The sequence below is a fragment of the Paenibacillus sp. MAEPY2 genome (genome assembly GCF_000499205.1).
GTDB classification, from domain to species: Bacteria; Bacillota; Bacilli; order Paenibacillales; family Paenibacillaceae; genus Paenibacillus; species Paenibacillus vandeheii.
The window spans coordinates 1-12,667 of the sequence record NZ_AWUK01000066.1 but is presented as its reverse complement, the minus strand read 5'-3'; the positions used below and the strand labels follow the sequence as shown (position 1 = coordinate 12,667).

10 protein-coding genes are annotated in these 12,667 nt (G+C 44.3%); 7 read left to right on the top strand and 3 right to left on the bottom strand.

Features of this window, described 5'->3' with window-relative positions; translation table 11 throughout:
• Positions 1 to 267: 267 nt before the first annotated feature.
• The 5 genes from P364_RS0133355 (at position 268) to P364_RS0133330 (ending at position 6,125) form a co-directional block, all read left to right on the top strand.
• Positions 268 to 1,197, top strand: coding sequence for an NAD(P)/FAD-dependent oxidoreductase (locus P364_RS0133355; protein WP_024634305.1), 930 nt, complete (start codon positions 268 to 270; stop codon positions 1,195 to 1,197).
• Positions 1,198 to 1,500: 303 nt separating this feature from the next.
• Entirely contained in the window at positions 1,501 to 2,718 is a 1,218-nt protein-coding gene (locus P364_RS0133350) for an MFS transporter (RefSeq protein WP_024634304.1), read from the top strand.
• A gap of 468 nt (positions 2,719 to 3,186) precedes the next feature.
• Entirely contained in the window at positions 3,187 to 3,774 is a 588-nt protein-coding gene (locus P364_RS0133340) for a TetR/AcrR family transcriptional regulator (RefSeq protein WP_024634303.1), read from the top strand.
• Positions 3,775 to 3,837: 63 nt separating this feature from the next.
• The gene (locus tag P364_RS0133335; RefSeq protein ID WP_052016879.1) at positions 3,838 to 5,319 is read left to right on the top strand and encodes a DHA2 family efflux MFS transporter permease subunit; all 1,482 of its coding nucleotides are present in this window, start codon (positions 3,838 to 3,840) and stop codon (positions 5,317 to 5,319) included.
• A gap of 131 nt (positions 5,320 to 5,450) precedes the next feature.
• Positions 5,451 to 6,125 carry a hypothetical protein gene (locus P364_RS0133330; protein WP_024634301.1) on the top strand — a complete coding sequence of 225 codons (675 nt, stop codon included), beginning with the start codon at positions 5,451 to 5,453 and terminating at the stop codon, positions 6,123 to 6,125.
• A gap of 95 nt (positions 6,126 to 6,220) precedes the next feature.
• Here P364_RS0133330 and P364_RS0133325 read toward each other — a convergent pair whose 3' ends face one another.
• Positions 6,221 to 7,201 carry an alpha/beta fold hydrolase gene (locus P364_RS0133325; protein WP_236642213.1) on the bottom strand — a complete coding sequence of 327 codons (981 nt, stop codon included), beginning with the start codon at positions 7,199 to 7,201 and terminating at the stop codon, positions 6,221 to 6,223.
• Positions 7,202 to 7,526: 325 nt separating this feature from the next.
• Between P364_RS0133325 and P364_RS0133320 the strand changes: the two genes are divergently transcribed.
• Positions 7,527 to 8,498 carry an MBL fold metallo-hydrolase gene (locus P364_RS0133320; RefSeq protein WP_024634299.1) on the top strand — a complete coding sequence of 324 codons (972 nt, stop codon included), beginning with the start codon at positions 7,527 to 7,529 and terminating at the stop codon, positions 8,496 to 8,498.
• A 56-nt stretch (positions 8,499 to 8,554) separates the two neighbouring features.
• On the opposite strand, the gene P364_RS0133315 is transcribed toward P364_RS0133320, so the two are convergent.
• Positions 8,555 to 9,136 (bottom strand): LysE family transporter, encoded by a 582-nt coding sequence (locus P364_RS0133315; protein ID WP_024634298.1) that lies wholly within the window; start codon positions 9,134 to 9,136, stop codon positions 8,555 to 8,557.
• Between the two features lie 135 nt (positions 9,137 to 9,271).
• Between P364_RS0133315 and P364_RS0133310 the strand changes: the two genes are divergently transcribed.
• Complete coding sequence (locus P364_RS0133310; RefSeq protein ID WP_024634297.1) at positions 9,272 to 9,826, top strand: helix-turn-helix domain-containing protein; 555 nt, start codon at positions 9,272 to 9,274, stop codon at positions 9,824 to 9,826.
• Positions 9,827 to 9,915: 89 nt separating this feature from the next.
• Here P364_RS0133310 and P364_RS0133305 read toward each other — a convergent pair whose 3' ends face one another.
• Positions 9,916 to 12,330: a family 43 glycosylhydrolase gene (locus tag P364_RS0133305; protein ID WP_024634296.1), complete on the bottom strand. Its 2,415-nt coding sequence runs from the start codon at positions 12,328 to 12,330 to the stop codon at positions 9,916 to 9,918.
• Between the last annotated feature and the right edge of the window lie 337 nt (positions 12,331 to 12,667).

The window sequence follows — 12,667 nt, the reverse complement described above, 5'->3', positions numbered from 1 at the left end:
TTTAAAAACAAGGTTTATTTTAATTGTTAAAAATGATTTTATGTGATACAGGTCATTGAAACCAAGCAGCAATAACAATAAAAGAATATTTTTCTTGCATATTGAATCGGATTTGTATATTGTGGATATAAGAGGTCTTTAATAGTATAGTTAATTCCTCTTACATTATTGTCAATAGAAGCAACTGCAAGCGGCAAGAAGCAGCCAGAATAAACCTATTTTTTTGAAACAATAAAGGATATTGAATATCTGGAAAGGGTGTTAAATATGGAGCAGCAGACGGATGTATTAATCATTGGAGGAGGACCTGCGGGTCTTAATGCAGCACTTGTACTAGGCAGAGCCCGTAAACAGGTTGTGGTTATAGATGATGAACGCCCGCGTAATTGGGTCACGCGTGAAACACACGGTTTTCTGACGAGAGATGGCGCAAGTCCACGTGAATTTCGGAAGGTTGCGAAAGAACAGATTAGCGCATATCCGTCCGTTCATTTTGTAGGAGACACAGCGATCTCAGTGACTGGAACCGATGGTGATTTTCAAGTTGCGACGGCACAGGGAGAAGTCTATCGCACGAAGAAAGTTTTGTTTGCAGTGGGGAAAAAAGATCTTCCGCTGGATATTAACGGGTTGACAGAGGTATATGGCAAGAGTGCTTTTGTCTGTCCTTATTGCGATGGTTGGGAATTAAGAGATCAAGCTCTCGTTATTATTGTTAATGGTGCCAAGGCATTTCACATGGCCAAAACCATTTCCGGCTGGACAAGCCGGTTTACCATTTGCACGAATGGACCAGATGAATTAACAGATGAGCAGCGGGAGGAATTGAAGCAGCATGGTGTTCCGCTATGGGAATCTCCGATTCGATCCATTGAATCCAGCGATGGGATGGTGCAGCAGGTTGTACTGGAGGATGGCACCGAAATCTCTTGCACGGGAATTTTCTTTGGACCAAAACTGACTGCTGGATCTGAACTGCCGCGGACGTTAGGATGTGAGGTTAACGAAGCCGGCACGGTCGTTGTGGATGATTACGGCAAAACGACTGTACTAGGTGTATTCAGCGCCGGAGATGCAGCGTCAGAGATGTACCAGGCCATTACTGCGGCGTCCTTGGGTGCATTAACCGCTGTAACGATCAACAGTGAGCTGAATATGGAAGCTTGGGATGAGCGTGGTAAACATTTAAACCCATAGGATAACGATGTACAGTTTCATCTTTGAGTATAGTTAGTAAAGCATATAAAACGGAACGAATAGGGGATTGCACATGTAATCCCTTTTTGAGTTTTTCGTCTCCTTCAAGGGTAGGAATGATGCTACATAGTTATCAGTAGTGAAGAAAACAACCTTTCAGAATCTCTAAACTATTGACAAAGAGATTGTTTTGGCGCACTATAAACATATAAATAAACATACTTTATAAAGTATATGAATAAAATATTTTATACAGTAAATTCAGAATTGGTTTTCATTTTATATGCAGGGAAGGGATTTATTATGGCAACTTGGTTTCTTATCATCATCTACCTGGCGTTTATCAGTTTGGGGATTCCTGACTCCTTGCTAGGTTCAGCCTGGCCAGTGATGTGGCCTGAACTTGGGGCTTCGTTTGGGTCGGCAGGAATTCTATCCATGGTTGTTGCAGGGGGAACGATCGTTTCAAGCTTGGCAAGCGGAACGGTTATTCAAAAATGGGGAACAGGCAAGGTTACGCTAATTAGCTGTTGTCTGACTGCCGGAGCACTCCTTGGATTTTCCTTTGCCCCTTCATTGGTATGGCTCGTCATTCTTGCCATTCCTCTGGGTCTTGGGGCCGGAGCCGTTGATGCTGCGTTGAATCATTATGTCGCAGAGCACTACAAAGCACACCATATGAACTGGCTGCACTGTTTCTGGGGTGTGGGCGCGACGACGGGACCTATCATTATGTCGTATTACATTGCTAATCAACATTCCTGGAGAAACGGATATACAGCTGTAGCTATCGTCCAGTTTTGTCTCGTCATTATTTTGTTTGCGACGTTGCCTTTGTGGAAGCGTGTTGCTGCTAGTCGTGAGCGTGCGAGGACGATAAACGAATCAGATCATGTGCAAGCGGAAAACACATTTCTACAAAGTGAGAACAAACCCGAACGGAATGTATTGAAGATTAAGGGAGTCAAAAACTCACTGATCGCATTTCTGTTTTATTGTGGCGTGGAAACAACGGTGGGTTTATGGGGAGCTAGCTATCTGGTAGGCGCAAGAAACATCACGGCAGAAACGGCTGCGGGATGGATCTCCTTATACTACGGTGGCATTACGATTGGTAGGCTGATTACAGGCTTTATCACGTTGAAAATTAAAAATCGGGTGTTAATTCTGGCGGGTCAAGTGACCGCCATTGTGGGTGGAATCATTTTATTGCTTCCATTATCGATTTCGTTTGCACTGGCTGGATTTATGCTGATTGGTTTGGGACTTGCACCTATCTATCCCGGACTTCTACATGAAACTCCAGCCCGATTCGGCAAAGCGAATTCTGCCCGATTAATGGGATACCAGATGGCACTGGCATACACAGGGACCACACTTCTTCCTCCACTTTTTGGCGTCCTTGCTGCAAAAACCAATATCGGCTTTTTCCCGCTGGTTGTTCTTATTTTCCTTATCTTGATGCTGGCGAGCTCAGAGCAAGTGAATCGTATTTTGAAAAAGAGGATTCTGAATGGCTAGATAAAAAAAGGGAGGGCTTAACATGCTATCATTAATATTGTTATGCTTGATCGTATATGTGGGGGCGTATGCATGTCTGGCTGCGTCCAAGCAGCCTATGGATGTAAAACCTGTGCGGTCGTTCGATGATTTCTTCGAGTAAGGGATACAATATATATAATGAATGATATAAAAAAAGCGGGAGCAGTTCTCGCTTTTTTTGTTTATTTTGCCGATAAACTTCACTCGTTTTCTACAACTACTTATGGCAAACTCCTCTGGATGTATATGACTTCATTTTGTCTTCAATTTAGATATTTTACAGTTCATAGAACTGCTCGTGTTTTTCCTTTAAGTAACGAATCAAGGCAGATCTAAATCTATAGCGCTTTCATCAGAATGGGCTCAAATATTAGGTTGACAGCATTTTTCGAAACGGTTTTAATTATATAGACCGATTGTTATAATTCATTGAAGGATGTGGCTTTATTGAGTGAAAAGTCTAGTGCTAGAGAACTCATCGTCAGCACTGCAGCCAGACTGTTTTTTTCACAAGGATATCATGCGACCGGTCTAAATCAGATTATTAAGGAGAGCAGTACGCCAAAAGGCTCGTTATATCATTATTTCCCACATGGCAAGGAAGAGCTCGCTCATGAGTGCATTCAAAAAGCCAATGAAAACATTCTGCAGAAGTTTGAAGAAACATTTGCAGCCCATGACAATACGGGGGATGCCATTCAGCAATTTATCCATGACTTAGCGGTTGAAACCGAGGCGGCAGGTTTTACGGGCTTTCTTCCATTTAGTTTCTGGGCAGCCGTGGAGACCTCCTGTATCAGTCAGCAATTGCGAATTGCCTGTCAGGATGTGTTTGCAGGTTGGCAGCAAATGATTACGAAACATCTGATTTTGGATGGCATAGGTGAAGAGAAAGCACAAGAGATGGGACTTCTCGTCATTTCCTTAATGGAGGGAGCATTGATTATCAGCCTGACCAACCAGGACAAACAGCCTTTGCTGACGGCTGCTGATTATTTGTCTGTTGTGGCAAAGAATGCAAGAGAGAAGCAATAAGCTTCGTAAAGAGAAATAGAAATCGTCAGAATGTTTGAGGAGGATGGGATTGTGGAGGCTTCCATGAAAGCTGGTTCTGTACAGGATCAACAAGAAACAAAACAATATAAAGTATTTCCGATTTTATTTGCCATGCTGCTCAGCGGCTTTATTGGACTGTTTGGTGAAACAGCTCTGAATGTAGCATTGACACCGCTTATGGGCTTGCTCGAAGTTGGACCTACTACGATCCAATGGTTAACGACAGGTTATCTGCTCGTTTTGGGTATTTTGGTGCCAGTTTCCGGTATGCTGTTGCAATGGTTTTCGACGAGACAGTTGTTCACAACTTCTCTGATTTTTTCGATTGCAGGAACACTTGTTGCTGCGATTGCACCGAGCTTTGAAATTTTGTTGGTGGCACGGGTATTACAAGCTGTAGGTACAGCACTGTTACTGCCACTGATGTTCAACACCATATTGGTTATCTTCCCGATTGAAAAGCGTGGCGCTGCCATGGGCTTGATCGGTTTGGTTATCATGTTTGCGCCAGCAAGTGGTCCGAGTATCTCGGGTCTGATTCTGGCAAATCTGAGCTGGCACTGGATTTTCTGGATCTCCTTGCCGTTCTTCATTATCTCATTGGTATGTGGCTTGCTGTTCTTACCGAATATTTCGAAATTGACCAAGCCCAAAATTGATGTTCTTTCTATTGTACTTTCGACACTGGGCTTTGGTGGAATCGTGTACGGATTCAGTAGTGCCGGAGGACATGGAGAGAGTGGCGGTGGCTGGACCAGTCCTATCGTTGTAGCCACACTGGTTATTGGCGTGTTATCTTTGCTGCTGTTCAGCATCCGTCAATTGAGAATGAAACAGCCGATGATAGATCTGCGAACGTTCAAGTATCCAATGTTTACGATTGGCTTGATTCTGATCTTCCTTTGTATGATGATGCTGTTGTCATCCATGCTGATTCTGCCGATGTATCTGCAACAAGGTATGGCGGTTACGCCATTGACTGCTGGTCTGGTTCTGCTGCCGGGCAGCTTGCTGAATGGATTTTTGTCCCCGGTTATGGGGCGTCTGTTCGACAAGTTCGGTCCGAAGTGGCTTGTGATTATTGGTCTGGCGATCACTGCGATTGTACTCTTCATGTACACGGGAATTACTCCGACTACAACATTGAGCAAGATTATTACGATGCACGTGTTCATGATGATCGGAATTTCAATGATCATGATGCCTGCACAAACCAACGGTTTGAATCAATTGCCACCTGATTTCTACCCTCACGGAACCGCGATTATGAATACATTACAGCAGGTATCGGGAGCTATTGGTACAGCTGTTGCGGTGAGTATACTGAGCGCAGGAACGACCCGCTTCTTGAGCGGTGTGACGAATCCTGAGAGCCCAGAAAATCAGTTGGCAGGGTTCACATCCGGTGTACAAAATGCATTTGTATTCGCACTGATTCTCGCTGTAATTGGACTGATCATCTCACTGTTCCTGAAGCGAGTTAAGGTGGGTGCTCAGCAGGAACAACAAGGCCCTATGCATTAATTGAACGGCATATAAAAGAAACGAGCGATGCTCTCCCTTCAAAAGGGGGGCATCGTTTTTTTGTACCTTGACATGAAACGGGTTCCATCCATTAGAGTGAAAATAGACTGCTAAGGTAAATCAAATAAATTTTGATTATGGAAGCAAATAGTTCATGTTCTGGCGAAATTGGTTATGTTCATATTGAACAATTGCTGGATCGCTATGAGAAAAACGGTCATCTGACTATGCAAGCTTCGCTAATGGGAAAGCAGTCGGTTCTCTATCGTTTACAAGAATACTGCCTGAAAGTGTATACTGCTCGTGGGAAATTGGATGGGGAATATGAATGTGAGGCACTCTTGTCGTTACAAAACAACCATCATGTTCCTGAATTGTATGCTTATGCTTCGGGAAATTTTGCGCTGACGGAATGGATTGAAGGATTCAATCTGAGAGAGTATCGGGCTGCGTACGGACACATACCACACAACCTGATGTATGATATGTTTTCGACAGAACTTCAGCAGATTCAGGCGGGGTATCACGATTGGGATGCCATACGATATGAGAATTTGTTATGGACTGCAACAGGGGAGGTCAAACGAACTGATTTTTGGCTATGTGAACCTGTCCGTTGTATGCGGTTGCGAGAGCGATTACAACAAGATATGATTCGAAAAATAGAGCGGATATATAGCGGTGATGGAACTGACCTGGAAGAGCTCATGCATTATTTTGATCGTCCCGGTCTTACGAGCACGGAGGTTCAGGAGGCATTGGCGCATTTTAGATCACAAACACCGAGGATGGCAATAGCACAGTGAGTACTCTAACACAATAAAACCCTGACGATTACCACAATCGTTAGGGTTTTATTTGACATGAATTGGTTTGGTAGTTCAGCGTTTCTTCAGGGAATCTACTTCTTAACCAATTCCAATATTTCATTGGCGACAAGGTCCGGGTGATATTGATGAATATAATGCTCGGTATCCTTAACGGTTACATGCTTGGAGTGTTCCGACCAGGACGTAAATTCAGCTTGGGTTTTATCCCATATAGGCTCACTGGCTCCAAAGTAATCTGCTGTCAGTATGGTAAGTGGAAACGGAAAGGGCTTTTTGTTGTCGACAACAACCTTGGCATTGGCTGTCATTTCACGTAACTCATCCACGGTGTTGGCATTCCCATAGTTAAGCAGCAGGGCCGTTGTATCAATCTTCTTCAGTTCATCAGGCACAAACTTCAGACCGTTTCGATTGGCATTGGAGGCTTCCACGACAGCGTCAGATTGTAAGGACAAGCGAAGCAGCCCCGTATGAATCCGGAATTGGTTCATGAAGCCACCAATCACACTTGCCATATCGTCAGTTTCATTGGCGTAATATTCCGGACTTCCCCCATCCAACATGACAATACCTTGTACTTCATCCGGATACTTTTGAGCAAATCGGAGTGTTTCCAGCGATCCAAGGGAGTGACCTACCAGGACGTATGGTGGCTTTTGCCCAGATACCTCTAATAACTCGTGCAATTCATCTGCCACAGTATCGACATCGCGTTTCTTATCGGTCCTATCGCTGTAACCATAGCCAAAGCGATCGTAAACCACGAATTTCGTATAAGGTGCAAGCTTTTCATAAAGCGGATAATAGTCTACATAAGGATCAGCAGTGCCCCATCCGGATGCAAGGACGACCGTTGTATCTCCCTGACCACCCGTATATAAATGCATATTGTCACCATGCACGCTGTACAGCTTGCCAGGAGGAATGAATGTTTTTGCATCCTGCCGTGCACTCACTTGTTGGTAGATCACGCCTGTCCCCAAAAGGAGGAGAATCGCAACAACTCCGAATATAAATGTTTTAAATAATCTTCTGCGCCATTTTTTCATCATCTCTCACATACTCTCTGCTGTATTTTCTCTATTATATATGCCCAGTCTTATTGGAGAGAAAACAGAGTCTTAATTCCACCTTAATTATGTTTAATCAGGAGATGAATCAACATGGGTTAGTGATATAGTCCTGTGAGATGTTCGTCGCTGGGCTGTAAAATCTTCGACAGCTCATTAGGGTTGATTGAAGTTCAAATTCAGATAACCGAAGGCGAAATTGATTATAAACGAACAATGATTTAATATAAAGCAATATTACTCCTGTTATACTCAAGATTGAATGATGAATTGAATGATTGATTTTAGAGAACAGAAGGTATGAATAATGACAAAATACGAAAATCAGATTCCAACAGCCGCAGGTATGAGCTTCAGCTCCCTTGTAAGCATGTTAAGGGATTCCATGCGGAGAAGTATAGAGCGGAGACCCGCGAGCAGCATTCCCGTGGAGAAATATGAACCAGCGGAATCATTAAACATATCCGATAACCCACAGGTGACATGGTTCGGTCACTCGGCTTTTCTGCTTGAGATTGAAGGACACCGATTGCTCTTTGATCCAATGCTCGGCAACCGTCCATCTCCTGTATCCTGGGCAGGTACGAAACGATACAACACTAACCTGCCGATTCAACCTGAGGATTTTCCAGCCTTGGATGCGATCATTATATCGCATGACCATTATGATCATCTGGACTACTCTTCCATCCGCAGATTAAAGAATAAAACAGAGCGGTTTATTGTCCCCCTTGGCGTACGTCGACGGCTAATTCAACTGGGTGTGCCTTCGGAACAGATTACTGAACATAACTGGTGGGATGAGCTGTCCTTCAAGGGTTTGACATTTGCCTGTACGCCTGCACGGCATTTCTCGGGTAGAGGATTGCTGGATCGCAATTCTACATTATGGTGTTCGTGGGTCATTGCCGGACAGGAAACGAAGGTTTTCTTTAGCGGTGATAGTGGATACGGTCCTCATTTCAAGGAAATCGGTAGTAAGTACGGACCCTTTGACCTGACTCTGATGGAATGCGGCCAATATGACGAGCGTTGGTCCAACATTCATATGATGCCGGAAGAAACGGTGCAGGCTCACTTGGATGTCAAGGGAGGACTGCTCATTCCTATTCATTGGGCCGCTTTTACGTTGGCCTATCATGCATGGAACGAGCCGGTTGAACGGATTACCAAGGCTGCACATGCATTGAATGTCAACATTGCAACACCCAAAATTGGTGAGAAGGTTGTGCTGCATTCGGAGACTTACCCGAGCCAGCCATGGTGGAGATCGAACTGAGGTTGATAGAAAAAGCGTTCCCTCATTGGATGAGAGGACGCTTTTTCTTTTTGTATTTATAATAGAATCGATAGGGCGCTGCAGATGAGCAAAACGCCCATCACCATATTAAAAGGACGTTCATATTTCAATAAAAAACTTTGGAATAACACACCACATAACCCCCACGTCATATTCGCACTAACACCTATGATGGTGAGAAGCAACGAAAAAACGATAATATGGACATGTGACTGCCCAAGAGGCATGACAAATACGGAGATAGCCGTAAGACCATACAGAATGACTTTGGGATTGATGAATTGCAGGGTAAAGCCAAAGAGAAATGAAAAACGATTTACCTTGGGATCTTTGGCATTCGCAGGTTTACTTCGCATAATTTTAATTGCCAAATAGATCATGTATACACATCCCAACACGTTCAGGGCTGGTTTGATCCTGGGGATGTATTGATGCAAAATAAGGTTGAAATAACTGGACAGAACCATAATAAGTAGGCAGCCGGCTGCAACGCCACCAATAAACGGAAGGATTTTTCTGAATCCTTCGTTTCTTGCATGAGTCATGGCAATGATGTTGTTGGGGCCCGGTGTGAATGAAGCCACGATTGCGTACGTCAGTAACGGTATAATATTCATAAGTCCTCCACAATTGATTCTCGGTGTATGTTATATTTAGTTAAAATGTACGTTATAACGTACGATCTTTATAATTGTACATTATGTGCGTTATAAAGCACAATATAATCTTTTAAAAACAGAGGTGACTTTATATTGAAAAACATTAATGTTGTTCTTGCGCAAAATTTGAAACAGCTCAGGGAGCAAAGAAAGCTTAGTCTGGACAAGGTTGCCGAGATGTCTGGAATTAGCAAGACCATGCTTGGTCAAATTGAACGGGGGGAATCGAACCCTACAATTGCTACCGTATGGAAGATTGCGAACGGTCTGAAAATATCTTTTACCGCCTTGATTCACGAGCCGAAGTCGGACACTACAGTCGTAACGGGCAGTGATATTCAAGCATTGATGGAGAATGAGGGGAAGATTCGGATTTATCCGCATTTTACTTTTGAAGAGGGGCGCCGTTTTGAAATGTACGTTATGGAGATGGATGAGGAGTCTTCTTTGAATGCTGAACCGCATATCGATGGGGCAGAGGAATTTATTACAGTTTTTGAGGGGGAAGTTACAATTCGGGTTGGGGAGGAGGATTATACGGTAAAACAAGGGGAGTCGATCCGTTTTCGCGCGGACAAGCCTCATGCCTATAAGAATTCGGGTGCCTCTGCGAACAAGTTAAGCATGGTCATCCATTATTCAAAATGAAATGAACAGAACGCCAATAAGCAGCCTGTAAACTCGGGTGCTGTAATGGCGTTCTGTTATAGATCTAACCTTAGCAGCAAGGTTGCTGATTAAGGCTTTTCTTTTGCCAGACGCTGAATTTCCGCGGAGGTTAACGCTTTATCATATACTTTTACGTTATCCATCGAGCCTTTATAGAAGGGATCTGCTGTATAACGGCTTTTGCCCAAATAAGCTTCCGTCACTTGAAGATCCTTCGGGTTAAACGTAATTTCGGTGCTGCTTGCCACAGCTTTTCCGTTCACATACAGAGTACCTGTATCTCCCTGAAGGGTGACAGCGACATGTACCCATTGATTGGAGGGCAGCGGTTCAGCACCAATGAGGCTCTGATCCCGTCCCTGGTCATGGATGGTGAATTGCAGAGCTCCTGTATGCTGTGCGGGGGTAAGGAACATATGTCTGGTCAGACCATTTCCAAAATCGAAAATTCGCTGCCAGGCTCCACCGCCACTCCAGTTGACCCATGCACTAAAGGTGAAATCCGTCGTATCTGTGATGATTCCGGGCAGCTTGATATAGCTGTCTGTTCCATTGAAGGCGGCAGCCTGATTTTTGCTGTTAACCACAGAATTCGTCACATTAAAGGCTTGGCCGTGAAATTCATTTTTGCTGGAATCCTGTGCGATTTTTGCAAGTTTCTTTTGATCAAACGTATATTCTCCAAGCAGTGGACTTACCGCTTGTTGTGGAATGGTAACATTAAACGTTTTGGAGCTCACCGCGCTTCCTTTGCGGATCGTTGCCGTTAATGCCACCTTGGCATCTGCCTTGCCAACCCGAGGGCGATTCACTACCCCTGTAGAAGAGAGGGCAGAGGCGTTGGAGGATTTCCAAATAATCTCTGAATCGCGTGTTCCCTTGGTGGGGAGGGACAGGTTAAAGAATACGTTCCCTGTATCGCCGATGTTCAGGTCCCTTTTGACCGCACTAACAATATCCTGATCCTTCATTGCAGTCATCTGACTCCCCCAGATGGCCACACCAGAGGAGGAGAGCGCGCTAAAGGTCAGAACCGTCTTCTGGGAATCCGGCTCCCATTCATGCGTGAAAACGCCATTATATACGACGTTATTTGATGTGATTTGCATCTGATTGTCTGCTCCAAGAGTCCATGTTCCCGTCACGGCACCATTAATCTGCCCATCTGCTGTGAATTGAACGGATTGCGATGATTTGATCTCGGCCGTGATTTCCTTCCCGTGATTTACCCATCGGTACTGTCCAGCAATATCCTGGGTTGTCCGTTGGTCAGTATCCTCTTCTGAAGCTGCATAGCGATAGGGAGAAACGACTGGCCATCCTTCCGAGTTCATATGCATCTCATGTACGCGGACTTCATGCTCTTCTCCGCGACCTGGAAAGCGGGAATGGAAAATCAGAAATTGTTTTCCGGTTTCTGCGTCATAATAGGCGGAGTTATGTCCTGGTGATACATAGCCGATACCCTGACCAGTGCCGGGATCACCGATCTGTCTTTGAAAGAGGAAGTTCCCCAGTAATTTCACACCAAAAGGCTCGATCGAGCGGTCATCAAACAAAGGTTTGTCCTTGTCCGCCTTGACGTTGATCATATCGTTTTCTTCGGCATCGAGGAAAGGACCATCCGGCGTTTTGGAGCGGGCTACACGAATGTTATATCCTCCGTCAGCACCCAATCCGCCATAAGAAAGATACAGATAATAATAGTCGGTTTCAGGACTATAGAGCATATACGGTGCTTCAATCCGGCTGTGATTGCCTCCGGTCCGTTTTTTGCCATAACCCTGATTAGGGAGTGGTTTCCCCGTCGTTTTGTCCATCTCCAGAATGAAAACCCCTCCGGAATAGGAACCGTAAACCATCCATAATTTCCCGTTTTTATCGAAAAACACATCAGGATCGACCACATTCGGATGGATCGTTGCATCGTATATGGTGCCATCTTCACTGATCTGATCCCACATGCCTGATTTCAGCAGAATGCCCTGATCCTTATAAGGCCCTTCAATGTTGTCTGCGACAGCGACGCCTAATGCAGAGCGGGGAGAGTCTCCTTTGCACGCATTGTAATACATATAAAATTTGCCGTCCTCCAGCTGAATGACGTCTGCCGCCCATAACGTATCGGTCTGCGCCCATTCTAGGGCTTCTGCGAATTCCTTGGTTACATTGGGCACAACAGGATTATCATCCGTAACCCCGGAGGCGACCGAATCCCAATTCATCAAATCCTTGGATTTGGCTACCTGGAGATGTGAACCGAAAATATAAAAGGTATCATCGACCTTAATAACGGAAGGGTCATGAACGGAAACATTTCTGAATGATGGAGCCGTATTCTCAATGGATGTGGAAACTTGCGGGTTGGAACTATCTGCCCCTGGACTGTCCGCCAACACGGACACGGGTGCCAAAGCGGTTGCCGTAAGTAATGCAGTGCTCAGTAAAGAAATGTTAAGTACGCTTACCCAATAACGTTTCATACGTTTCCCCTTTCCCAATACCTGAAATGAAAAATCAACCTATTCACTGCCGCAAACGTTATATGGCCGGACAGTCCTCCTTTTCGATAATATTAAATATCAAGCGCTTTCATTTGTTATATTATCAATCAGTTTATATATTTGTAAACCATAAATATTATCGTTAGGGTGTCTTTATGAGTCTTTATGATTGAGAGGGAGATAAGCAAAAAGATTGATTGATTCGTATGAATTCCTGTACCTACGTTGGACTTTCTGTAATTTTGGGATTGAAATCATGACTCGGAATAAGATACTATACGATTAGATCAGTTGTTTATATATTTATTAATTTATT

Coding starts and splice junctions, on each gene's coding strand:
- P364_RS0133355 (WP_024634305.1), top strand. CDS start 268: ATGGAGCAGCAGACGGATGTATTAATCATTGGAGGAGGACCTGCGGGT.
- P364_RS0133350 (WP_024634304.1), top strand. CDS start 1,501: ATGGCAACTTGGTTTCTTATCATCATCTACCTGGCGTTTATCAGTTTG.
- P364_RS0133335 (WP_052016879.1), top strand. CDS start 3,838: ATGAAAGCTGGTTCTGTACAGGATCAACAAGAAACAAAACAATATAAA.
- P364_RS0133325 (WP_236642213.1), bottom strand. CDS start 7,201: ATGATGAAAAAATGGCGCAGAAGATTATTTAAAACATTTATATTCGGA.
- P364_RS0133320 (WP_024634299.1), top strand. CDS start 7,527: ATGACAAAATACGAAAATCAGATTCCAACAGCCGCAGGTATGAGCTTC.
- P364_RS0133315 (WP_024634298.1), bottom strand. CDS start 9,136: ATGAATATTATACCGTTACTGACGTACGCAATCGTGGCTTCATTCACA.
- P364_RS0133305 (WP_024634296.1), bottom strand. CDS start 12,330: ATGAAACGTTATTGGGTAAGCGTACTTAACATTTCTTTACTGAGCACT.